This is a genomic window from Bacteroides sp. An19, from assembly GCF_002160215.1.
Lineage (GTDB): Bacteria > Bacteroidota > Bacteroidia > Bacteroidales > Bacteroidaceae > Phocaeicola > Phocaeicola intestinalis.
Window position 1 is genome coordinate 17,977 of sequence record NZ_NFKD01000043.1, and the last position, 22,741, is coordinate 40,717.

16 protein-coding genes and 2 pseudogenes are annotated in these 22,741 nt (G+C 51.3%); 6 read left to right on the forward strand and 12 right to left on the reverse strand.

Annotated elements, in window-relative coordinates:
- The first annotated feature begins 173 nt into the window (after positions 1 to 173).
- The 6 genes and pseudogenes from B5F25_RS14460 to B5F25_RS14485 all read left to right on the forward strand — a co-directional run bounded on the left by B5F25_RS14460 (position 174) and on the right by B5F25_RS14485 (position 4,392).
- Positions 174 to 1,292 carry an ImmA/IrrE family metallo-endopeptidase gene (locus tag B5F25_RS14460; protein WP_087250353.1) on the forward strand — a complete coding sequence of 373 codons (1,119 nt, stop codon included), beginning with the start codon at positions 174 to 176 and terminating at the stop codon, positions 1,290 to 1,292.
- Positions 1,293 to 1,351: 59 nt separating this feature from the next.
- Positions 1,352 to 1,775, forward strand: a pseudogene (locus B5F25_RS14465) (DUF4411 family protein).
- A 245-nt stretch (positions 1,776 to 2,020) separates the two neighbouring features.
- Positions 2,021 to 2,683, forward strand: coding sequence for a M23 family metallopeptidase (locus tag B5F25_RS14470; RefSeq protein WP_087250355.1), 663 nt, complete (start codon positions 2,021 to 2,023; stop codon positions 2,681 to 2,683).
- A gap of 179 nt (positions 2,684 to 2,862) precedes the next feature.
- Complete coding sequence (locus B5F25_RS14475) at positions 2,863 to 3,066, forward strand: helix-turn-helix domain-containing protein (protein WP_241148419.1); 204 nt, start codon at positions 2,863 to 2,865, stop codon at positions 3,064 to 3,066.
- A 4-nt stretch (positions 3,067 to 3,070) separates the two neighbouring features.
- Positions 3,071 to 3,397, forward strand: coding sequence for a HipA N-terminal domain-containing protein (locus B5F25_RS14480; protein ID WP_087250359.1), 327 nt, complete (start codon positions 3,071 to 3,073; stop codon positions 3,395 to 3,397).
- Positions 3,394 to 4,392 (forward strand): HipA domain-containing protein, encoded by a 999-nt coding sequence (locus B5F25_RS14485; protein ID WP_087250361.1) that lies wholly within the window; start codon positions 3,394 to 3,396, stop codon positions 4,390 to 4,392. The genes B5F25_RS14480 and B5F25_RS14485 overlap by 4 nt, the downstream gene beginning before the upstream one ends.
- A 385-nt stretch (positions 4,393 to 4,777) precedes the next feature.
- On the opposite strand, the gene B5F25_RS14490 is transcribed toward B5F25_RS14485, so the two are convergent.
- The 12 genes and pseudogenes from B5F25_RS14490 to B5F25_RS21865 form a co-directional block, all read right to left on the reverse strand.
- Positions 4,778 to 6,070 (reverse strand): ATP-binding protein, encoded by a 1,293-nt coding sequence (locus B5F25_RS14490; protein WP_087250363.1) that lies wholly within the window; start codon positions 6,068 to 6,070, stop codon positions 4,778 to 4,780.
- A 58-nt stretch (positions 6,071 to 6,128) separates the two neighbouring features.
- Positions 6,129 to 6,680, reverse strand: a complete 552-nt coding sequence (locus B5F25_RS14495) for a DUF4157 domain-containing protein (RefSeq protein ID WP_087250365.1) — start codon at positions 6,678 to 6,680, stop codon at positions 6,129 to 6,131.
- A 35-nt stretch (positions 6,681 to 6,715) separates the two neighbouring features.
- A complete protein-coding gene (locus B5F25_RS14500) occupies positions 6,716 to 11,425 on the reverse strand; it encodes a contractile injection system tape measure protein (protein WP_087250367.1) in 4,710 nt (1,569 codons plus the stop codon).
- On the reverse strand, positions 11,412 to 13,421 hold the full coding sequence (locus tag B5F25_RS14505) for a hypothetical protein (protein WP_241148420.1): 2,010 nt from the start codon (positions 13,419 to 13,421) through the stop codon (positions 11,412 to 11,414). The genes B5F25_RS14500 and B5F25_RS14505 overlap by 14 nt, the downstream gene beginning before the upstream one ends.
- A 452-nt stretch (positions 13,422 to 13,873) precedes the next feature.
- Positions 13,874 to 14,566: a hypothetical protein gene (locus tag B5F25_RS14510; RefSeq protein WP_087250371.1), complete on the reverse strand. Its 693-nt coding sequence runs from the start codon at positions 14,564 to 14,566 to the stop codon at positions 13,874 to 13,876.
- 6 nt (positions 14,567 to 14,572) lie between these two features.
- Positions 14,573 to 17,773, reverse strand: a complete 3,201-nt coding sequence (locus B5F25_RS14515) for a baseplate J/gp47 family protein (protein ID WP_087250372.1) — start codon at positions 17,771 to 17,773, stop codon at positions 14,573 to 14,575.
- Between the two features lie 159 nt (positions 17,774 to 17,932).
- Entirely contained in the window at positions 17,933 to 18,295 is a 363-nt protein-coding gene (locus B5F25_RS14520) for a helix-turn-helix transcriptional regulator (RefSeq protein WP_206423553.1), read from the reverse strand.
- Positions 18,296 to 18,629: 334 nt separating this feature from the next.
- A complete protein-coding gene (locus B5F25_RS14525) occupies positions 18,630 to 19,748 on the reverse strand; it encodes a PDDEXK nuclease domain-containing protein (protein ID WP_087250374.1) in 1,119 nt (372 codons plus the stop codon).
- 954 nt (positions 19,749 to 20,702) lie between these two features.
- Positions 20,703 to 20,858 carry a hypothetical protein gene (locus B5F25_RS21860; protein WP_206423554.1) on the reverse strand — a complete coding sequence of 52 codons (156 nt, stop codon included), beginning with the start codon at positions 20,856 to 20,858 and terminating at the stop codon, positions 20,703 to 20,705.
- Between the two features lie 167 nt (positions 20,859 to 21,025).
- Positions 21,026 to 21,823: a hypothetical protein gene (locus B5F25_RS14535; protein WP_087250376.1), complete on the reverse strand. Its 798-nt coding sequence runs from the start codon at positions 21,821 to 21,823 to the stop codon at positions 21,026 to 21,028.
- 169 nt (positions 21,824 to 21,992) lie between these two features.
- Positions 21,993 to 22,370: pseudogene (locus B5F25_RS14540) on the reverse strand (HU family DNA-binding protein); the annotation flags it as partial.
- Positions 22,371 to 22,488: 118 nt separating this feature from the next.
- The gene (locus B5F25_RS21865; RefSeq protein ID WP_162614424.1) at positions 22,489 to 22,638 is read right to left on the reverse strand and encodes a hypothetical protein; all 150 of its coding nucleotides are present in this window, start codon (positions 22,636 to 22,638) and stop codon (positions 22,489 to 22,491) included.
- Positions 22,639 to 22,741: the final 103 nt, after the last annotated feature.

The window sequence follows — 22,741 nt, forward strand, 5'->3', positions numbered from 1 at the left end:
ATACTTTTATAGGGGAAGTCATTAAATTTTGGATATGTCAGTAGCAACGGCAGTGGTTAGTGTAGGAGGATATGAAGGTAGTTTAGTTAAACTTAGTCTTAAACAGGACCGGATATAGTAGAACTTCGAATAAAAATCACTATATTTGCAAAGCGAATTACCGGATATGTAAAATGGCAATAACCAGAGTCAATGACATACGGCCTGAAATGCTTAGATGGGCAATTCAAAGAGCCGGGAGCAATGAGGAAAAAGCCGTTAAGGCTGTACCCGCATTGAAAGGCTGGCTGTCTGGGGAAAAGAAGCCTACGGTAATCCAATTGCAGCAGTTTGCCGACAAGTTCCATGTCCCGTTCGGATATCTGTTCTTACGGGAAGTGCCCGAAGAAACCATACCCATCCCTATGTTTAGAGGAGAGGCCGCCCAATCGGAACATTTTGACCTGAATGTCTATGACACGGTGATGGGCGTTCGCCGTCGTCAGGATTGGTTGGAAGAATATCTGGAAGAGAATGGCATAGATACTTGCCGGTTGGTTGAGACGGTAAGTCTGAAAACTCCTGTTGGAGAAACCGTTTCCTTGCTTCGGGAAGCTCTTCGTTTAGAACCAAGATGGGCGTTCAGTCTTGCAAGTGCGGAAGCGGCGGTCAGCATGCTGACCAGGCAAATGGAGTATGAAGGCATTTTTTTGGTCTACAATGGCGTGGTCGGGAACAACACACACCGGCCTCTCAAAGTCAGCGAATGCCGTGGATTTGCGCTGGCAAGCAAAACAGCCCCTTACATCTTTGTGAACAGTGCTGACAGTAAGTCCGCCCAATTATTCACGTTGATTCATGAAGCGGCCCACCTGATGCTGGGAGTCAGCGCCGGACATGCCGGAGAAGAAACGGTAAGCCATGATGTTGTGGAAATGTATTGCGACAAGGTGGCTGCTGAATTTCTTGTTCCTGCCATTGAGTTGCGCAATGTTTGGAACGGAGACATAAGGTATGTTTCCCGCAGGTTTAAGGTTAGCGAAATAGTGGTGGCCCGCCGTGCCCACGATTTAGGCATGCTTCCTGACAGGGACTATCGGGCGTTTTGGCTGGAATACAGGAAACGGCCTGTTGCCAAAAAGGAAGGAAGTGGAGGGGACTTTTATTTGACCAGCGTGAAGCGTGTCGGAAGACTGTTTGCCATCCATGTGCGTAATGCGGTAAACAGCAGGCAGTTAAGTTATACGGAAGCCTATAACTTGACAGGATTGCACGGCAATACGTACCAACACTTTATGACCAATAATATCTGAGGCTTATGGCATACATATTCGATACAAACATATTTATACGTTCCAAGAATGAGATGCCTATGGAAGTGTGGCCTACTTTTTGGAAGAGAATGGCCGAGATGATTAATTCAGGTATATTCAAGCATAGAAGTAAAGACGGAAATAGACAAAGGGAATGACGAGCTGACCACATGGATACACGACAACGCATCGGATTCATTTTATTACACAATAGATGATGAAGTATTGGCAAAATATGCCGATACACAGAATTGGGCACAGTCCAATCCGGTCTTCAGTGAGAACGCACGGCAAGAGTTTGCCACGGTAGCCGATGCTTATCTCGTGGCAACGGCCGCAGCCAAGGGGCTGACATTGGTTACTTACGAAACCTCAGACCCTTATTGTAAAAGACGGGTGAAGATACCTGATGCGTGCAATGCCATCGGTGTCCGGTTCTGCGATCTGAACACCGCCTTGAGAGAAATGGGTATCACGATATAATTCAGCACATTCAGCTGACTGTATTTTCGGTTTTTCTGTTTCAGTGTAAGCGCAAGTGTACTTGAAGGTTACAATCTTCATACTGCACTATATTAAAAAGAACTGATAGAGTTTGTCTATAGGGCAGGCTCTTTTTGCAGTGCTAAATCTGATTGGGCAGTCTGATTCCTTATAAAATCTTATAATATTGCCATTTCCATTGCCTCCATTCCGCTTGTACGCACATTACATATTATTTTTGCGTCATGAAAAAGTCATGGCTGTTGCTCACCCTGTTCTCATGTTTCCTCCCCTTACAAGCGCAGTTCCACACCATCGCTTACGGCAAGCCGCTGTATAAGGTGGAGGAAGACGCCGGACAAATGGAAATAAAAAACCTCCCCGAATCCGGAGAGGCCAATAATCCTGTTTCCCATGCTGAACAGGGAGAGAAACAGGAGGAAGCTGCACGCAACCGCTGGATAGAACGCTATTTGAGCGTGTCTTATCCGTTAAAGCGAATCGAGGTGACATCACATTACGGCCCACGTAGAGACCCGTTCACAGGCAAGAAGAGCCGCCACAAAGGCCTGGACTTGCGGGCAAGGAACGAGGAGGTCTATGCCATGATGCCCGGTGAGGTGGTAAAAGTTTCGTCAGACAGGCGTTCGGGCAATTACGTCGTCCTCCGGCATGGCGGTTATACGGTCAGCTATTGCCACCTGTCCAAGGTCTTGGTGCGGGAAGGCACGAAAGTGAAACCGGGTGAGGCGGTTGCCATCAGTGGCAGGACAGGCAGGGCAACCGGTTTCCACTTACACATTACCGTCCGTAACAGTAAACGGTATGTCAATCCACTTGTTTTGCTGGAGGTAATCAAAGAAATCAAGAACCAAGCGTTAGAAAACTTATGCCTTGTGTATCGGTGACATCCGGATCATCACTATTGGCATACCCATAACCATACCTTAAAATCACAGCACAGAGTGATTTCGACATAAACCAGTAGAATAAGATTCTATTGTATACTTAAAATCACAATTAATTGTGATTTTCCTTGTTAGTTCCGCCTCAAATGTGTATTTTTGTAGAAAAATCACATTACGCTGTGAATACGAAGGAAATAGGGACATATATCAAAGAACGCCGCCAAAGCTTGAATATAAACCAACTGGAACTTTCCGAACTTGCCGGTGTGGGCATAAACACGATTGTGTCAATTGAGCGTGGGCAAGGCAACCCCAAGTTGGAAACATTGCTTACGGTGGCGGATACGCTTGGTCTACAGGTCGAAATAAAGTTGAAAGAATAAACATATGAGAAAGTGTGAAGTTTATCTGCATGGCATCAAGGCCGGGGAACTGACGGAACTTGACAGCAGTCATTATGTCTTTGCATACGACAGGGAATATCTTTTAAACCAGGATAATCCTCCTGTTTGCCTTGTCATGCCGTTAAGGGAAGAGCCTTACCGTTCCAACGTACTTTTCCCTTTTTTCTTTAATATGCTTTCCGAAGGAGAGAACCGTCGGATGCAGGCTCAGTACCTGCATATTTCTCCTGAAGATGATTTTGGCATCCTGCTTGCCACTGCCGGTACGGACACTATCGGAGCGGTGACGGTAAAACCGGTTATGCCATGATACAGCTGCATGTTTGTCCTTCTACGTTGGCAGAAGGCTTCGACACTTATTCTCCGTCTGCCAGAAAAATCCTGTTTGACGGACTGAAAGTCTCGCATTGCCTCAGTTTCCCCAGTCCTGCATCTGATGCCAGGGAAGCAAAAGAGGCGGTGAAAAATGCAGGGCGAATATCATTGTCAGGTGCCCAGCCGAAGTTTTCGATGGTTATCGGGGAGAACTTGTCGTTACGATATACCGTAGAAAGCGAACAAGGTACATATATTTTGAAGCCCCGCCCGAACGGCTATCAGCTTATGAACAAGGAGTATTGTGCCGCCAACGAGCATCTGACCATGCAGATAGCCTCACAGGCTTACAATATTGAAACTGCCGCTAACGGGCTTTGTTTCTTTTTAGATGACGAACCTGCTTATATCACGCGCCGTTTCGATGTATATTCCGGTGGAAAATACCAGCAGGAGGATTTTGCCTCATTGATGGGATATACAAAAGCCAATGGCGGCAGTGACTATAAGTATTGCAACGGCAGTTATGAAGAATGTGCGGAAATCATAGCCAGGTTTGTAAAGGCAAGCCGCATTGACATTCTGCGTTTCTTCAGGCTGGTGTTGTTCAACTTCATTTCCTTGAATGATGACGCTCACTTGAAAAACTTCTCCTTGGTCAACCGTGGAAAAGAATACCGCCTTTCGCCTGCATACGACTTGATTAATACTTCTTTACACTTGTATGAACCGAGGATATTCGCCCTTGACAAGGGACTGTTCAGGGAGGGGATGGTGACTGATGACACACATTCTGTCGGATACAAGGAATTTTTGGAGTTCGGGAAACGTATCGGTATTCCTGAAAATATGGCCAAGCGTGAATTGGAACGTTTTTCGAAAGACAATCCTTTGGTTGATAGTCTGATAGACCGTTCTTTTCTGTCTGCCCCCTTGAAGAAACAATATAGACTGTCGATGAACTATCGACGCAAGATGCTGACTTTTTAAACCCAAATCATTAGACTATGTGCAGATTGTCCGCTTATGTTGTACGGGTTGCTTTTCAGCTTGCCTCGACGTAGCGGGCTACGTCGAGGCAAGACGGAAAGCATGACACCGGCAGAAGAGGACAAGATGTTCAAAGAGCTTTCCTTCATATGAAGAAAAGAACCTTTGAGCGGTCTAATGACCGGTTGGAGTTCAAACTTCATGCATAAGTGGCCGGATAAAGAAAATGCCACTCCTTGTTCCTGATGACAGGAATAGGGAATGACATTACTCGTTTTATATATAAGAATGATTATTTGACTAATTCTTTGAGGTCTCTCTTCAAATTTGCCAATCGGCGTTCAACTTCGGCAGCTCTGTCTGTCATATTGTATCAGTAAAAATTTCACATCTTCGCTTTCTCTTTCCCTAACGCTTCCTTTAACGTTTCCTTGTCCAGCGTCTTCCTGCCGGACATGACGAGCCGCAGGGCGCAGCGGCGCACCACGTTGGTGATGGAGCCTCCGGAGAGTTCCGTTCCGGCGGCGAGGGCGATGAGTTCCTCCGCCTGCCTGCCCAACCATTTCTTGGGCAGCATGTTACGCCACAGCTCGCGGCGCAGCTCCTCGTCAGGCATCGGAAAATACACGACAGACTGGAAGCGGCGGGAGAACGCCTCGTCGATGTTCGAGCGCAGGTTGGTAGCCAGGATGACCGTGCCGGGAAAGTCCTCGATGCGCTGGAGCAGGTAGGCCACCTCCTGGTTGGCGTGGCGGTCGTTGGAGGTGTTCGTGGAGGTGCGCTTGCCGAAGAGCGCGTCCGCCTCGTCGAAGAAGAGTATCCAGTTGCGGTTCTCCGCCATGTCGAACACGCGGGCGAGGTTCTTCTCCGTCTCGCCGATGTACTTTGAGACAATCATGGACAGGTCCACGCGGTACACGTCCATGCCGTTCTTCTTGCCCAGCAGGGTGGCGGCAAGGGTCTTGCCCGTACCGGGAGGCCCGTAGAACAGGGCGCGGTAGCCGGCCTTCAGGTAACGCGACAGCCCCCAGTCCTCCATGACGGTCCTGTGTGAGGAGATCCACGTGTTGATTTCCTCCAGCTCGGCGGCCACCCGGTAGTCCAGCACCAGGTCTTCCCATTCCAGTTCCGTGGTGACGCGCTTGGCGGGGAAGCCCGTGGAGTAGTCGGGTTTGTATTCCTCGCCGAGCAGCACGCGGCTGAGGAAGCCGTCGGACACGCGCAACTGGCCGCTCAGCAGCGGCTCGCCTTCGCCCGCACCTTCCAGCCGGAGGATGTCCTTCCTGTAGAACCAGTGTTCCCGTCCGAACAGGCGCAGCACGTCCCCGCGACGTTCCACGTCATCCCCGGCGAGGATGAACGAGGCGGTCTCGCCCGTGGGCAGGAAGCCGCCGTGCGACAGCCCCTTCCAGCCGCCGAACTCGGTGTACTGCCGGTCGAAGTCCTTGTTCTGCACGAAGAAGATGTCCAGTGCCTGCGGGCAGACATGGGGCATCAGGGCGAGCATCACAACCACCCGTTCATCAAAACGAATGTCCGGTTGCCCCGTCACCTGTTCCATCCAGCCGTCACGGGGCGGCTGCACTTCCTCTATGCCGCCAAATTCGCATCCCTGCCGGAAATAGAGCTGGATGGCCACGGTCAACACCCGGTTGAACCACCCGACATGTTCACGCATATCCTAAATTCCCCATTCTTAACTTAATTCTTAATTCTTCATTTTTAATTCTTCATTCTTACAGGCTGTCCGCTTTCGCACCCATCACGTCCGCCTCATGTTCCAAGTCAGCATTGTCATTTACGGGCATCCCGCCCACCTCGGTGGTCGGCTCCACACGCCCGGCCATCTGTTGCGCCACGTGCCATGCCTCGTGCGGCAAGTGCTGTTCCTGGCCCGGTGCCACGTGGATGTCCGTGCCTTGCGTGTAGGCAAGGGCCTGCACGGTGGCGGGCTTGTCCGAGTTGTAATGCACGCGCACGTCGTCCATCGAGAAACCGGAGAGTTCCTCGATGCCCGCTTTCAGGTGGTCGGGCATCCCCGTCTCATTCTTCGTCATCTGAACAGGTGCCTTGAACTTGCCCTGCAGGGGCTCATCCTCTTCCTCGCTTTCCTCACGTTGCAGGGGCTTTTCAAACTTTCCTTGCAGGGCATCGTCCTCATCGTCTTCTGCCCGTTGGACGGCTTGGTTCATCGGACGGTTGTCCACGAATTGCAGTGTGCCGCCGCCCTCCTTCTTCGCCTGAAGGGTGCGTGCCGTCTTTTCCTGGTATACTTTTTCTGCTTCCATATTACTCTGATTCTTATGTCATTGTACAAATGTAATCAAAATTCTTGTTTCTCGTGCCATCTCACCTGCACGTGTTTCTTCAGCCACGGCAGGCGTATCTGCTTGAATCCCCACGGAACGGTCTCCAACAGGATGTCATACGCCTTTTCCTCCACCGTCAGCAGCCAGCGTTCCTCTTCCTGTTCCAGCGTGCCTTCGCGTAGGAGGAAGCTGCCCCGGAAGCCTTCCACTGACGTGCCGCCCATCTGCGGCCAGTTGGCTTTCACGCCAACCACCATGCTGTCGGCGGTCTGCCGCTCCTCTTCGGTCAGGGGCAGACGCCCCGGTAGGGGCACATTTCCGGGCAGATTCGTGAGCAGGCGGTTGAATGCCAGTTCCCCTTCCCGCCATTCCCTTTCCTCTCCGCAGACGGTGTATTGCAGCAGGAACACCGCGCGTACTTTCGATGCCGTGTTGCGGAACTTCTTCCTTTCCTCGTCCAACCAGCCGAGCATTGCGAACAGGCGGACGAACCACGGGGCGAGCAGGCACAGCCCGGCATTGCCCACTGTCAGGGCTTCGGGCAGCTCTTCCTCTACAGGAGTTTCTGTTTCGGGCAGGGCCAGTTCCGCTTCCACCCGGCGCACGGTTTCTTCTTTCTTTTCGTTGTCCGCTTCCTGTAAGGACGGCAACATCCCGATGAAGTCGTGAACGGTCTCTTGGGGCGTGGCGTAGAGCCATTCCTCCGTGTCACCATATATTATATAGGTGGCCAATGCTTTCTTCCGTTCCTCTTCCGGCAGGGAAAGGCTCTCCGTAATCTGGCGCAGCAATTCCGCTTTGGGCAGGGACAGGCTTGCCGCCAAGTACAGCCAGTCTGCAGTATCCGTCCATTCCAGCCACTTGTCCAAAGGCAAGGTATTCCGCAATACGGATTCACGGATGAATGCCAACAGTTTTTCGGGACGGTAGCGGAGAAGCCTGCGGAACAACCGTTTCCGTGTTTTTTCGGGCAGGCTTCCGTCCGTCAGCGTTTCCATGACAGGCGGCACATCCGTTGAACCGTACAGCCGGGAGAAGAAGTATGCCTCCATCTGTTCCGGCGTGAACGCTTGCCAGTCCGGCTCTCTCACGTAGAGGAACAGGGCGGTTGCCAGTTCTTTGAGCGGTATTCTTTGCAGGAGCCAGCCTGTCAGCCGCAGGAATGCGTCGGGATGGGCGAAGCTGGGTGTCCGTGCCAATTCATCCGCCCAATGGCTTACCTGAATATAATCCGTGGCTTCGGCAATCCGGGCAATGCTGTCATTGCTTGCTTCCTGTTCCAGCCATGTCCGCAACGCTTCAGGATGCCTGTCCATCAGGCGGTCAAGGGTTTGCCGCAGGACGGCATGGGTTGCGGACGGGTCTGCCAAAGATTTCAACAGGTTTTCTTTGGGTTGGCTGTCCGCTTCCGGATTGCCATCGGTTATCGTTCCGGCAAGTTGTAGCCACTCTATATTGTCCGTATCATCCTGTTCTTTTCCGGTGGCCGCCAGCCGCAGGTAACGGAGGAACGTACCGGTAATATCTTTTTCGCCCCATGTCCTGACCCATGTCTCCGGGTCTTGCAGATAAGCAAGCAACGCTTTCCACAGGAGGCTTTTCAACGGGGTATGGCTTCTTGTAGGGAACAATGGCAGCTGGTCTGCCGTATGCCGTAGTTTTTCCATTACTCTTGACAAGACTGTTGCCTGATAAAAGTTCACTTTGGCCACTGCCTGAAGCAGGTCCTGCACGGTCATCAGGGTTTCCAAAGAAGCGGAAGCCCGGCTTTCCAGTGGCAGCGCACGGAGCTGTTGCAGCCATGCCTGTGGCTTTTCCTGCGCCGCTTCCCGCAACTGTTCCCGCTTGGTGGCGATAGGGATTGAGGTGTCATCCAGCCATGTTGCGAAACTTTCTGCCGTGTTCCAACGGTGTTCGAACAGCATTTGAATGGCATTCGAAGCATTCTCCATGCCATGCAGCCATTCTTGGTAAAGGGACGAAAGGTTATTGTATTCCCCGTCAAAAGCAACATCCAACCAGGCAAACGACTGTTCCGCATCAGATACTCCGGCTGTCTCTATTGCCGTAGCTTGTACTAACTGTTTCCGGATAATCGAAAGACTGTCTTCACGGAACAAGGAAACAAGCAGGGAACGTATTGCATCCTGTAAAGGCTTGTTCTGTCCGTCTTGTTCCCAACGGACGATTCCAATCAACAGCCCGGTCCGCAGGCTATGGTCGTTGTCCGTCCGATAAGATGACAGGGAGGTTTCATGCGCTGCCAGACATTGGAACAGCGGCATAAGGTCGGAAACCTTTTCCATGCCGACAACTTGGCGCAACGTCCGGTAAAGGATGGATTCCCATGCGTAATACCCTGTCAGTTCCAATACCTTGTCCAGCATGTCCCGTTTCTGCAACAGGCGCACCGCTTCCATGGGATTTTCCCTATGATTATCCCAATAGGAGGCGACAGTCCTGCGTTTGGCGGCCTCGGACAGGTTCGAGTCGTGCATCATTCGGAGCAGGTCTTGGAGGGTGATACTGTGCTTACCGGTTGATGCGTCCATTTCATGGAAAGCTGTCTGGAATCCTGCCTCTTTCAGTTCACGGGCAATCGTTTCCACGGCAACCTCTTCATTTCTGTCACCGCCGGTTACTTCCAGATAAATGAGGCGTAACACGTCCTTTGTATCGTTTGACTGTCCCGAAGTATCGCTTATCAAGAGGCGCAAGGCGGATTGTCGGAACGTGAAAGCCAGTCGGGTTTCAGGTATTTCTTTCAGCCATACTATGCCTTCCCGGTGCGTTTCCATGTATTCCCGTAGGGCTGTTATCCTATCCAAAGTTGCCAGAGAGTATGCGGCAAACAACCGGTTAATTGTGGCATCGTCAGATAGTTCGGCCAAAAGGGACAATAACGCATTGTCCTTGGGGTAGGCTGATTGAAGCCACTGTATGAGTGCCTCCGGCTGTTCCCTGACCAGCATCGTCCACAACATCCGCTTGTAGGCATCGCTACGTGCCGGGTCTTTCAGGATGCGGGCCAGTTCCTCGATGTCCACATGAACATGAAGAGGCTGACGGCCTTCCGACAGGATGGCGGCGGAGAGCGTTTCCATGTCTTTCTCATGCTCTCTGTCTGTTCTGTTGTCTGCTCTTCCTTTATCAGCTGTTCCGTTCAGTTCATAATAAAAGGCAAGAAGCAGGCGGCGGATGCTTTCTTCTTCGGGGAGGTTGTAATGTTTTTGACTTATCCAGACTAATATTGACTTCCGCAAGGCTGTATGGAAAGTACCGTCGGGCACATCTTTCAACAAGGGAATTTCCGACTTGTATTTCCGGATGTGGCTTTCGGCCTTAGCGACCTGTTCCCAAACGGCAAAGGACAGGGACGCGAGCAGGCGGTCAAGAACGCCCTTGTCCGCCAGCCTTGCAAGGACGGATAACAGTTCAGGGCTTTTTACGCCTTCTGACTGAAGCCATTGGATAAGGGATTCCGGATAGTTTTGGACGAAGGACAATAATAAGTTGTGCTTTTCCCTGTCATCGGTATGCGTGTCCGTCAACAGGACGGTGACGGTTTCCGGCTCTGCCTGCCATTGTGTTTCTTTTGTTCCTTTCTTTTCTTGTTTTTTGTCAGCCGCAAAGCCTTCTTGGGTCGCTTCCGGCAACTTGAGCAACGACAGCCGCAGGAACGTCCGGTACAGTTCGAGGTTGAAGTAACTGTCATACACGGGCGAGCCGTCCGGATTGTGCGGCTGGAGCAGGTAGATGGCGTTCAGCACGTCCCTGTAATAGGCGGGTCCGAACACCTCCAACAGGAAGCTCACGGTCAGTTCCGCCTTGGAGAGGTAGGGTGCGCCGTTCCGCTTGTGAATGAACGTGAGCAGCCGGTGGTGCAAGTGGCGGGTGAACCCCGTCTTGCCGCCGAACATCGCGATGCCGTTGTAGGGGTAATACCGGATGAGCCACTCGTACAGGTAGTGCCAGTAAGGGGGAAGGTCCACCTCGGCGTGTTCCTTTGTCTCGGTACGGATGAGCTGCCGCACGGACAGGGTGTCGAGCAAAACGGACATCTCCCGCAGACGGGCTTCGTCATTGGTCTCATGCACGAAGCGAAGCGGTATGTCGGGATTCACTTCCAGCAGCATGGCAAGCAGGCGGCGTTTCTCCTTGTTCCCTGCAGACGGCTCGGCAAGTGCCAGACTGAAAACCTGAAGAAGGATATGCCCGTCGGTTGCCTGCCACAGGAGGCGGCGCAGGGCGTATTCCCGCTTCAGGCAGAGCAAAGCCAATCGCTTTATAGCAGGACGTAAAACATTGTCCGACTGTTCCGACAGCCATTCCAGTTCGGCTTCCATGCTGAAGTCCGTGTCCGCCCATTCCGCCGGGGGATAACCGTATTCCATGTAATGCAGCAGGTTGTCGGAACGCAGGGACACGTTCTGTACACCCGTCTGTGCCTCAATGTCGTTCCATTGAGGGATGTTTTTCAGCAGCTCCTCCCTCAGCCTTTTGGGGAACTCCCTGTAAAAGTCTTCTTCGGGGATGCCGCCCAGGTCAAGGTCGAGGCGTCCAATCTCACGCAATGTCCTTTCCCTGTCATACGGGGACAGGCATTCGTCCAGCACCCGCTCCACGCAGTCACGGCAGAATGCGTCCCAGCCGGCATACAGCCCTTGCGCGAACTCCTCATCGGGAGCCGTGAGGTCAAATGAAAGATGCTCAATACGTATCATCCAGGTCCTGTTTCTCAACGGCGGTTTCCATCGCTTCGAGCATGGCGTCCAGCAGCAGTTTCCGGTACTCTCCAATCCTTGCGTCTGTCAGGGAGTATATCCACTGCCGGTAACACCTCTCGAACATTCTCATGTCCCGTTCGCCCAGCCAATAGACCGTCCCGCCGATATGTGCGGGCAGGAGCGAGCGGAGCAGCCTGCGGCATTCCTCGCGGAAACGCGGGGAATGGAAACGGGCCGTCCATGCGGGCAGCACGGCGAATACCTGGAACGGGCGGCTTCTGTCCGCCAGCACAGGCTCGACGATATACAAGGTCTCGCACGCGCGGTTCAGCTCCCGCAGGAAGCGGCGGAGGATGTTCGCCAGTATTTTCAGCCGCTCCTTGTCCGCGGAACGTCCTAAGTTGGTCCAGCCCGGATGTTCGCGGTTGTGATAGGCAAGCAGGTATTCCTCCCTGCCGCACCTCACGACACGGTAGTTGTCCAGGTCGGTGCCGCCCCTGAACAGGTCGCCGCTGATGCGGTTCTCGTTCAGCAGGTGCAGCTCGTGCCACATCCGGCCGTATTCCCTCTGCTTTTCCTTTTCGTCCGATGCCAGCTCCATGTAATCCACTTTCTCCACATTGTCCGCCTCCAGCATCCGCTCATGGATGAGCAGGGAGTCGATGTCCCTGAAAGGACGGCCGTCCCTTTTCTCGGTGATGAGCAGGTTATGGGCAGACAGCACGTTGCTCACGGCGCGGCCGTCATCGGGGGTGATGCCCAGCAGCAGGCAGAACCACCGCTTTACCGTGGGCGTATCGTTTCCCGTCAACGAGTCTGTGTCCGTGATGTCCCTTGCCTTGTTCCTGTCCCTCAGGAGGACGGGGACATTGCGCAGGAACCGCATGCGGCGGCGCAGCGTGCCTTCCTCCGTCTCGCCGTAGCGGTTATGCTCTGCCAGCCAGGCGGGATTGCTATCCACTCCGTACAGCCGGTCGAGAAGGTCCAGGTATTGCCTTTTCAGCTCCCTCGTGCGGCGGTCTGACAGGTTTCCGGCATCCTCGTCCGACAGGGACAGGACTTGCGGCAGTTCCTTCAGTTCCCGCAATCCGCCTTCGATGACCCGGTCGTAGAGCTTCAGGTAGGCTTCGAACGGGGTGGCCGCTTTTCCGTCTTTTGACAGGAGGTAGCAGGCGGGGAAGTCGTTGGCTATCGGGTAATGACTGTACACGTCCTGGTAGGTTCCGGCAGGCTGCGTCCAGCCTGCTGCCTTTGCGGAATTATTCACCTTGTGCTCCAGCCGGTGTTCCCGGATGCGGTAAAGGGTTTCCAGCCGGGTGCGGAAGCGGCCTGTGTCAACCTGTACGTTTTGTTTCCCTTGACGGATATGCACTTTGAGCTCTTTGTCTTTCTTCTCCTTGTAGGGGTTATATTCCAAGTCGGGTTCCTCTTCCGGGATGTGCAGCCCGAAGCCCCCGGAAAAGTCGTTCTGCGGTTTCCCGTCCAGCGTCAGGTAGCAGGTCTTGAAGGAGCGTACCCCTTTGACCCGGCATAGCCTTCCGTACAGCTCATGCTCCGTGTCCTGTTGTTCGGGGAATGCCACGCGCACGGTGCCGGTCTGTCCTTCCAGCCATTCCGATGGCGGCGTTTCCTCTCCCTCCTTGTCAGGAGTGGAGAACACGGGGAAGCGGTACAGGTATTCCAGTATCTCCATGTACAGCCTTGCCAGCACGTCATCGGCGTCCTCCCCGGCCTCTATCTCAAGGTCGGCACGGAACTCCAGCTCTTTCAGACTGGCGGTCTCCACCTTTTCAAGGTATTCGCAGAGGTTGCGGTGGCTGTGGAAGACTTTCCGCACCTGCTCCTCCAGCGCTTTCCGTTCTCCCTCTTCTTCAAAGGGTGACGGCAGGATGCGGACGGTATAGCCGCCGGTCTCCCTGTCGGCGGTCACGGTCACACCGGCGAGCCGGGGGATGCTCGCGAGGAACAGCCTGCGGTAGTCCTCCTCCGTCACGGGATGGGTGGTATAGACCTCCTCCGGCGGGAACAGCCCGGAACGGCGCAGGTCAAGTGTTCCGTTTTCCTCCGTCAGGTAGTCCGCCAGGGGGAAGCCGAGCTTGTAGTCCAGTTCCGTCAGGGCGTAGTCGGCGACATCCGCCAGCGTCACGCCGGGGTCGTGGGCGTTGTAGTCCGTCCACACCTTGCCCGACAGCCGCTGTATCTCCTCCCGCGTCTGCCGGTGCAACCTCGTATAGAGGGCGTCCTCCGCCTCATGCTGTTCAATATAGGGTTCTTTCCATTCCTCAGTCATACGTCCTTTTTGTTATATGTCTTGTCCTGTATTGTGAAACGTGCCGTCCGGGCCTTCAAGACGTGCCGTTTCAAAGCGCAAAAAGGCACGTCCCGCAAAGCAAAACGTACCGTCTTCATTCTTAACTTTTAATTTTTAACTTTTAATTCTTGATCCTATCCCTTGAAGGCTTCCTCTATCCGGCAGTGTATCTTTCCCTTTTCCGATGCCCGCCTGCTGCGCACCTGCAGGTGCAGTGCCCTGTCGGAGACCTGCCAGCGTATCTTCACGCCGCCCGACCAGCCCCACCAGTGCTTTTGTGGTGATTTTACCTTGTTCACGGCGAAGTCCTGCCATATTGCAGTGGCGAGGGTCAGCTTGTTCAGTCCCAGGTCAGGATTACGGAAGGCGGCATAGATGTTGAACACCCGGCAGCCGAATCCTTCACGGTTCAGGTCCACGGGCAGGTCATGCCACTGCCTGTCCGCAGGCAGGGTGATATATCCGCCGCCGGAGGGTTCAGGTGCAGGCGAGGGCGTGTCACCTTCCTGTCTGACAGTGCCGTGGAAGGTGACGGTCTTGTCCTGTGCCAGTTCCATGACGGTCTCTCCTTGTTCGTTGGTTATCGTCAAGTTCTTTTCAGAGGTCAGTTCCAGTGTCCATACGGCATTGCTTGTCGGGCTTTCACGCAAGGAAAGCCTGAGTGGCTTGTCCGATGCAGGATAAAACGACCAGCCTCCGTCCTCACGTTTAATCCCATCTTCGGCAAAGTTGGGCACGGAGTCTATCAGGTCGGAGAACTGCTCCTCGGTGGGCACGTCGCCCTTCTCGAAATAGCTTTTCAGTGTCTTTCTGTCTCTTTGGCTCATGGCTTGTCAGTTTATGGTGAAGTTGCCACCGATCTCGGCTTCCTCGATGCCCGACCGGTAGGGCAACAGTCCGATTTCAACCTTGGGCAGCAGGATGCTCCACGGGTAAGTGCCGCGAATCGGTCTTTCTTTGTCCCCGTCCTCGTTTTCGCCATCCTTGTCTTCTTTTGGCAGTATGTCTTTTCCGTTCACGGTCAGCTCCAGCAGTTCTTCCACGTCCTCGTGGTTCACCAGCCGGGAGTGCAATGCAAGGGGTGAGTATGTCTGTCCGGGTTCGGGAATGTCTCCCTTGCGTTTCCAGGGGGCAAGGTAGTTCTGCGCCAGCACGACGAGCTGGCGGATGACCTTGTCCTCGTCGTCCGTGTCCTCGTGCAGCCGTGCCTTGATATGGACAACTGTCTGTTCGTAGACCGGGTTGATGACTTCCACCCGGGCGAACGGTGGGGTGTATTGCCTCAGGGTGCGTTCCATCTCCGCCAGTTTCCATGTGGGAGAAAGGAAATAGGTTCCGTCCTCGGCACGGCTGAACACGGTGATGACGGTTTTCCGTGTGCCGTTCTCCCGCCTGATGTTGAAGCAGCGCACTTTTACCAATTCGGGGAAATGTTCCGTCAGGATGTCCGTGTAGTCCTGCAGGGTGACAGCGCGGTGGCGGTTGTGTATGCGGGCGGTCTGCCGGGAGGCGCACTGCGCTTCGGTTTCGGCCTGTCTGCCTCCGAAACCGGGCAGGGGTTGTATGACGCTTCCGATGCGTGTATCCTCTTCCGCCGTCCCTTGTATCGTTCCGGCGGGAAGCGGTGTGCCGTCTCCGCCGTCGGCGGTTACGCGGATGCAGTTGGTCCATATACCCCGGACGGCAAGGGTGGACGGCTTTTCCTTGACCGGTTTCTCGGGATTGCCGCCCTGCATGAAGGCGGCACGGAGCCACAGCAGCCCGTTCTTGTCCGTCCATTTCTTATCTATTCTTTCTTCCAAGGTGATTTCGATGAAGCCGCTCCGTGTCAGGGCTGCGGTCTCTTCCGCTGTAATGTCCTTTGATGGGATGTCCGTCCATTCCTTACTGTTCCAATAGCTCCATACCAAGACTGCGTTGCTGTCAGAACGGAGACAGCAATAGGGAAGCTCTGGTTTGTCCAAAGCCAGGTCAAGATACATCCGTATCTTCCTTTCCCCTACGGCATCCGCAAAGGCGAAATACAGCGTGTAGGGTGAAGGGGATTGCGGTAAAAGCCTCCCCAACCCCTCCCGTGGAGGGGCTTTGGTCCCCTCTGTCAAGGTAATAGGAGTAATTGAGGGAGACTGAATTGGTACTGTATTTTCCGCTTTGTACGACAGTTCCATGTCCGCCAACAGTGGTATCGGCGGTTCTTGCGGCAACGTCCGCATATCCTTTTCTTTGCAACGACTGTTGTGTACCATCACCTCGGTGAAGAGGTTGCGGTAGGCGGCAGTTCCGAAGCCGATGCTTGGACTGGCCAAGGTGACGCGGAACAGCCTGTCTTTACTGGCAGTGAGATTGTCGCTGTTGTCTTTCGGACGGAATGTAATATTTGCATCCTGCAGCCTGCCTGTATGGTCAAAAGTGAACAGGGGGCTGTCTTCTTCGCAGGATTCCCATTTATCGTTTTTCCGGTAGTCTGTCCTGATGCGGAAGGAGGAGGCGTCCACGCCCGGATAATCCTTATATAGTTGGTCTAAGCCGTTCTTTGTTTCAGGCAGTTTCTGCCATTTGCCTGTAAGCATCAGTTCTTTCAGGGGCTTCATGCCTGCTTCCTCCAAACCAATCCGGAACCATGCGCCGCGTTCCGCCTGTATTCCGAAGGGCGATACGGTCTGGGTTGTATCGGTTTCGCCGAGTTCGTTTATCAATGTGAAACTGCGGATGCCGCTGACGCTGGTTTCTATGCTCACACTTTCAAACTCCAGTCCTTCCGCCCATGTGGGATAGTTTCCTTTGTCAGTCAGGATGCGGAGTGCGGGGTATGCAGTTACTATGCCGTGTGTCTCTTCCGTGCAGGGCGAGGGTGCGATACCGTCTCTTCCTATGGTGAAACCGAAACGTAGCTCATCGGATGTAAGACCGCATTCCGCATGGATGGGCTCCCAGCCGTCTGCCGTGGAGTATTCCAAAACAAAGCCTTGTTTCTTGCCTGTATCAGTCGGTGTATTCCCTCCTTTCAGCCGGAGACTGACGGTTACATCACGCCTGCCTTCCTCCAATATCAGCATGGGCGACTCTATCTGCCAGCCCGTGCGCAACGCCTCGCCGCCTGTGAACAGGGCTTCCGCATTTGAAGCGTCATCGGAATGCAGAGTTTGGATACAAGCCCCTCCACGGGAGGGGTTGGGGAGGCTAATTGCATCCGCCTGTACGCACCGCATCGGACTGATGTATTCATCCTGCGTGGTTTTATAGATCAAATCGTCCCCAGCTGCAAAAGCAGTTTCCTCGGCTAAGGTGAACCCGCCTCTCCCCCTTATGGGGGAGCCGGAGGGGGCCGGAGTTATCACGAGATAAGTATTGTCCGGCACCGCTTCCGCAGGTCTGGCGTGCAAAACTTCCTTGCGGTAAAGTTCCGGCAACGAGGCAAGGCGGCGGTTAAAGACTTCAGCGATGCCCGCGTAGTTTTTCAGGTAGGCGATAAGTAGGGCAAGGGCTGGTTCCGTGTCACCGCCGTCCGCCGCCTGCCGCAAGTAACTGTCGGCATTCTTATGTATGGCGGTCACGGTGTGCAGCATCCGGTAATAACGGTGGTTGTGTTCATCTTCCGTCCGGAGGGTATTGTCCAGTTCCTCATGCAGCTTACTGGCTATTTGCACCGTAGGGCTGTCGGCTCTTCCTTGTACAAAGGCAGCCTGCAGGTAGGCTTCCAGCCGTGCTACCCACCGCTCCACGTCCCGCTCTAATTTGCGGACATAGTATGCCTGCTCTTCCGTGCCTTGCGCCTCGGCGAAGCTGTTGCCGTAACCGGACAGGTTCTTGCGGCGGATGTCAGTAAGCACGGTCAGCACGTGGTTCTCCAAAAGAGATGTAAGCGTACTATCTCTACTGTCAGCGTCACGGTAAGAAATTCCTTTGCTCATCCGTATCAGATGATACAGGAGTTTGTCTGTGTCAGTTGTCAACGGATGGAGGTTATCCGACCTTGCACAGCCGTCCTCATAATCGGTATGGAACACGTTACTACGTATAGTTTCTGTTGCCATATATTTGTCTGTTACTATAATTTATATGCTTTGGCAAGAGTACAGAAACAAATCATTTCCTGAAACACGGTTTCGGCTGTGTTCAGGAAATGAAAGAAAATAAGGTAAAAGTCCTGCCCTGATACGCTGTGCGAAGCAGGAAACGTGGCAGGCTCTGTCTCAGATAAGGTTCACGTCGAGCCTAAGCATGATGCCCAAGGCTGCGGCGATGCGGATGAAGGAGGACAGTTGCAAGTCGGTTTCGCCTTTCTCCAGGCGGCTGATGTAGGAACGGTCGCGCCCCACGCGCTCTGCCAGCTCCTTTTGGGTGATGCCGAGTGCCTTGCGGCGGTCGCGCAGCACTTCGCCATAATACCATGCCAATGCCTTGGCGTTGAACTCGGCGCGTTCCGGACTTCCCGTTTCGCCCACTTCGCGTGCCAGCATGGTTTCTGCCGTCTCAAAGCCGGGCTTCTTGGCGAAGTCCGTCTGACGGAGCTTCTTCACTTCTTCCGCTGTCAGTCTGTTGCTCGTTGTTGTCATAATACACTCCTTAAAATGTTAATCGCCTTTGTTATTTCCTTGTCGTAATCCTTGGTGCTTTTCTTCACAAAGCCGTTCAGCAGGATGACGTTTGTCGCTAAAGTAACTAATTAGTCACATCCAACCAAATCTTTTGCCCACAAATTGCCTGTTTTCTTTCGTTTCTGTCTCAGTCTGTCAAAGAACGCTATATCGTTTCAGGCGGCAGCACGGACTGCTTGTGCCTGTATATTTTTCTATGCGCTGACAGACCGGAAAAAGAAAGCCGCCTGCCTCTTGCGGGTGTTCGTAAAGGGCTGGCGGAATAATGGAATGGCAAAAAACTTATTTCAACTCAATCGTTATCAATGCTGCTTTCTATGTCTTCTATTTGCGGCAGCGATGATGCTACGTCGGCAAAAAGTTTTTCTGTTTCATATTGAGCGATTCCCATCGGTTGGGTGATGCCACGCAGGGCGAATTGCTCTTTTTTGTTGCTTTTCGTGCGGCAAAGCAGAAGCCCTATGGTAGGCTTGTCCTCCGGTGACTTCACATATTCATCTACTGCCGAAATATAGAAATTAAGCTTGCTTACAAATTCGGGGATAAATTCCACAGCTTTCAGTTCCACCACCACGTAACAATGTAGTTTCAGGTGGTACATCAAAATATCAATGTAATAATCATCTCCGTCCACCACTATATGGTACTGTCGCCCGATGAAAGCGAAACCACGTCCCATTTCCAGAAGGAAATCTGTCACCTTCGATGCAAGTGACTTCTCTATGTCCAATTCGTTTTGCAAGGCGACAGTTCCTATGAAGCTGAACTTATAGGGATCCTTGAATGTATATTTCGCCAAATCTGATTCAAGCGGAGGCAACGTCTTATCAAAGTTAGTGACAGCTTTTCCTTTCGCCGCAATGTACTTGTTGGCTATTTGCGCCAGCATCACATCGCGAGACCATCCGTTGGCAACAGTCTCAAGAATGTAGAAAGCTCTTGTTGCTTCGTCCTTTACTTTGGGAAGCAAGGAAATGTGGTGATACCAGGATATTTGGGAGAGGGGAACTTGAACAAATCCGTTAGATGTGGTTTGTAATTGGTCAAGTGCCACTTGACCAATCGGGAGCCTCCTGAAATCGTCCTGCGGAATCTCCAGAAACGGATAGCGTGGATAAGCGGCGGCGAACTGCCTCATCAGTTTGAGGTTCGTAAGCGAGAGACCTCTGTCATCCGGAAATCTTCGGCGCAAATCGTCCGCCAATCGCCTGATGACTTTCGCACCCCAACCTTGCGTGTCCTGTTTCACCATGATGTCATGCCCTATTTTCCAATAGAGTGAGAGCATTTCCGCATTGACGTTTATCACTGCCGTAAGTTTGCTCCGTTCAATAAGCTTCTCCATCTCCTTGCGCCACCCTTCATACCCTTGGGGCATTATGTTGGCTAATTTATCTTTTTCTGAGTTCATTCTTCTTAATTCAACTTTATCATTTGATTTTGATATGATTGTGCGAAGATACTATTTTATTTGGATATCAGCGAAGTCGTTTCATCCCTTTTTGCAAACATGTTTGCAAAATTCAATGGATTTCGCCCTCTTTTTCTTCCCATTATTCACTTTCGTGTATCTTTACTTCGCTCAGCAGAATGTGCTGGGCACCCTCCGCGATCGCTTATCGTAAAGATTCCTTTTTCCAGTCTGTCAAAGAACGCTTAAGCCGGGAGCAACGACAAATCATGCTTGCATGAATTTGCTGATTGCCGAGGCACAGCCATTTTTATCAAAAGAACGCCTGTTGCTTTTTAAGGCTGCAGATTATAAATCCTTATGCTCATTGTCGTAGAATTACAAATCCAATGGAACGAGGGTCACACACAACCTATATAGTGAACGACTTCATTCTGATCATTCGTGCTTACCATTATCCCTTTCCTACCAGTTTCACTACGTACAATATAAGTTGAATTGCCATTTATCCTCGCCGTTATAATATCATACGGAGTGTTTGATGTAAAATAGTCGCCATTACGGCTATAAGTTGAATTTCTTATTGTAGTATTAAAACTGTTATTTCTATCATCTATAATAGTGCTTTTGAATATTCTATTATCGGATGAACGCCTATTTCTTAACTTCTCTTTAGCATCTTCTCTTGTGAAAGTCCTCCTTGCCAAATGGTGCAACGCAAAATAAGTATTTACACCTGTAATTTGCTTTCGAGATATGACATTTCGTCTACCTGTTCTCAACTGTACTCGTTGAACATTTTCAGTGTTAGGTTTCTCTATCCTCCTACTAACCTTCTTCTTATTCTGTCTCGCTTCGTACATAACTCATAATTTTTAAAGATTGCTACTCCATTAAAAACTCTTTGAAAGTTGCAGCCCGGCTTAACCGAAAGAACTTTCATTGCCTGCACCGTTACCGCCGGAGGCGGAATCTTTCAGCCCTTTCGTCTGCTGACAATATACCAACGAATCCAAGATGATATGCTTGTACTTCGGACAGGGAGGAGATATTCACCCTGTCCACCGCCGTGGTAGTGATGAAATAAAGTTCATCCAATATTCTGTTCATTGTGTTCATACTTTAATTCGTTTATTTCTTGCTTAATCCAATCTTTACTTGTTCCGTTCGTTCAATCGGATTTGCAATCCAATTGTATTTGATTATCAGGATTTTATCCAGACATATGAAATCTTTCAACCACTTATGATTACAAATCCGCCGGGACGGGAACAGAATTAAAGTGGTTCCGCCTGAGGTCCTCTATAATTTGTACCTATATAATAATTTACCTGCCATTGGTTATTACCATCACAACACCATGATAGCTTATAAACATCATTTCTATTTCTTTGTGGATGCATTCCTGTTGAGACTAAAATCGGCTGGTCATCTATTACAATCAAAAAAACGGTAAAATTAGTATGATGCGTATCATGATATACATGATAACCTTCATAAGTTGGCAAATTCCCATGAGTATGCCTTAAGGCTTGTGATATAATATGTTGAATGCCATTTGGGAGAGCTATATTAAATTGTTGATTAACACTGTTATTTAAATCGACAAGTATTGCTCCTGGATGATTGGCTATAAACTTATCTGCATTTGTAGTAGTTGCTATCATACCTCTAAATTGCTCAATTTCTACTTTTTCTATTGCTGAGTTAATCCTCAGTATGATATTCTCCATGTCATCATCATTATATGGAGCAATATACTCCCCGCTACACTCTTGATAAATATCTTCTACTTCATTTTTTATATGTGGGTATTCAAAAATTAAGTCATTGATAAGTTTTTGAAAAAAAGGACTATATATATTACTACTCTTAAATTCTGGATTATCCTTAATTTGTGCCCAAACCAAAGGTTGCCTTTGAATTACAGAATTATGTATTAAACCTTGTGCCTGTAGCAGAACAGAATTGTGATCTTTTTCTTTCAATTGCCTTAACATTTGTTTTTTTCGTATTCCACTACCTCCTTCAATCCTCCTATTAACCTTCTCCTTATTCTGTCTCGCTTCGTACATAACTCATAATTTTTAAAGATTATTACTCCATTAAAACCTCTTGAAGCAGTCACCCACGTGGGGCGACTGCCTTGTTCTCATTTTACGCCAGCGGATTCTCCGTTACACCCTCGTCATCGTCATCCTGCGCCGGGTCACTGTCCTTCGTGTCGGGCGATAGCTCGATCTATTCCAGTTGGTCGCTGTCCACGAGGGCGCGGGTGTAGGTACCGTTAGCCAGCTTCGTGCGTTCGGAGATGAACTCCACGCGGACGGCTTTCACCTGCTTCTCGAAGTCGAAGGCTTCGAGGCTGTCCACGCCTACGGTGTCGAGCGTGTAGCGGAAGTAGCCGAGGCCCGTGATGTGGACGCTCTTGCCTTGTGCCATGCGGGTGTGCATCACTCCCGCAATGTCGCCCAAGACGGCTTGGACATCGGAGTTGCTCACTGTGGAAATCTTCGCCAAATCCTTAGCGATGGTTTCCGTTTCTACAGGTTTGCCCTGCACTACGGCACGGGGATAATACACGCCCTGCCGTTTGTTGAACATCTTTTTCCAGAATGGCATAACTGTACGTTTTAATGGTTAATATTTTGTTTCTGACTTCGTTTTCTCTTGTCGCTGACTTGAGGAGGTCGAGTCAGCGACTTGTGCTTGTCTTGTCAGCGACAAGAGAAAAGCGTGTTTATTTGTTCATATCTTCCACTTCTACCAGTTCCAATTCGCATTCAGACGTGCCTACGGAACGAGTGATGGTATTTGTTCCTTTCCTTACTACTTTTAAATTAAAATTGTAAGCATATCCTAATTCCAAGAAACGTAAGCATCCAACCAATATGCACACCCCTTTAGCCCCCTGATTTACAGGGAGCTAAATTCTATCATGAAATAAATTTTAGTCATACTTAACATAAAAGAGCCTCTGTCAGGGCTTCATT

Excerpts from the sequence above, each read along its gene's own strand:
- B5F25_RS14485 (WP_087250361.1), top strand. The coding sequence starts at position 3,394 with ATGATACAGCTGCATGTTTGTCCTTCTACGTTGGCAGAAGGCTTCGAC.
- B5F25_RS14480 (WP_087250359.1), top strand. The coding sequence starts at position 3,071 with ATGAGAAAGTGTGAAGTTTATCTGCATGGCATCAAGGCCGGGGAACTG.
- B5F25_RS14490 (WP_087250363.1), bottom strand. The coding sequence starts at position 6,070 with ATGCGTGAACATGTCGGGTGGTTCAACCGGGTGTTGACCGTGGCCATC.
- B5F25_RS14470 (WP_087250355.1), top strand. The coding sequence starts at position 2,021 with ATGAAAAAGTCATGGCTGTTGCTCACCCTGTTCTCATGTTTCCTCCCC.
- B5F25_RS14460 (WP_087250353.1), top strand. The coding sequence starts at position 174 with ATGGCAATAACCAGAGTCAATGACATACGGCCTGAAATGCTTAGATGG.
- B5F25_RS14510 (WP_087250371.1), bottom strand. The coding sequence starts at position 14,566 with ATGAGCCAAAGAGACAGAAAGACACTGAAAAGCTATTTCGAGAAGGGC.
- B5F25_RS14535 (WP_087250376.1), bottom strand. The coding sequence starts at position 21,823 with ATGTACGAAGCGAGACAGAATAAGGAGAAGGTTAATAGGAGGATTGAA.
- B5F25_RS14520 (WP_206423553.1), bottom strand. The coding sequence starts at position 18,295 with ATGACAACAACGAGCAACAGACTGACAGCGGAAGAAGTGAAGAAGCTC.
- B5F25_RS14525 (WP_087250374.1), bottom strand. The coding sequence starts at position 19,748 with ATGAACTCAGAAAAAGATAAATTAGCCAACATAATGCCCCAAGGGTAT.
- B5F25_RS14515 (WP_087250372.1), bottom strand. The coding sequence starts at position 17,773 with ATGGCAACAGAAACTATACGTAGTAACGTGTTCCATACCGATTATGAG.
- B5F25_RS21860 (WP_206423554.1), bottom strand. The coding sequence starts at position 20,858 with ATGAACAGAATATTGGATGAACTTTATTTCATCACTACCACGGCGGTG.
- B5F25_RS14500 (WP_087250367.1), bottom strand. The coding sequence starts at position 11,425 with ATGATACGTATTGAGCATCTTTCATTTGACCTCACGGCTCCCGATGAG.
- B5F25_RS14495 (WP_087250365.1), bottom strand. The coding sequence starts at position 6,680 with ATGGAAGCAGAAAAAGTATACCAGGAAAAGACGGCACGCACCCTTCAG.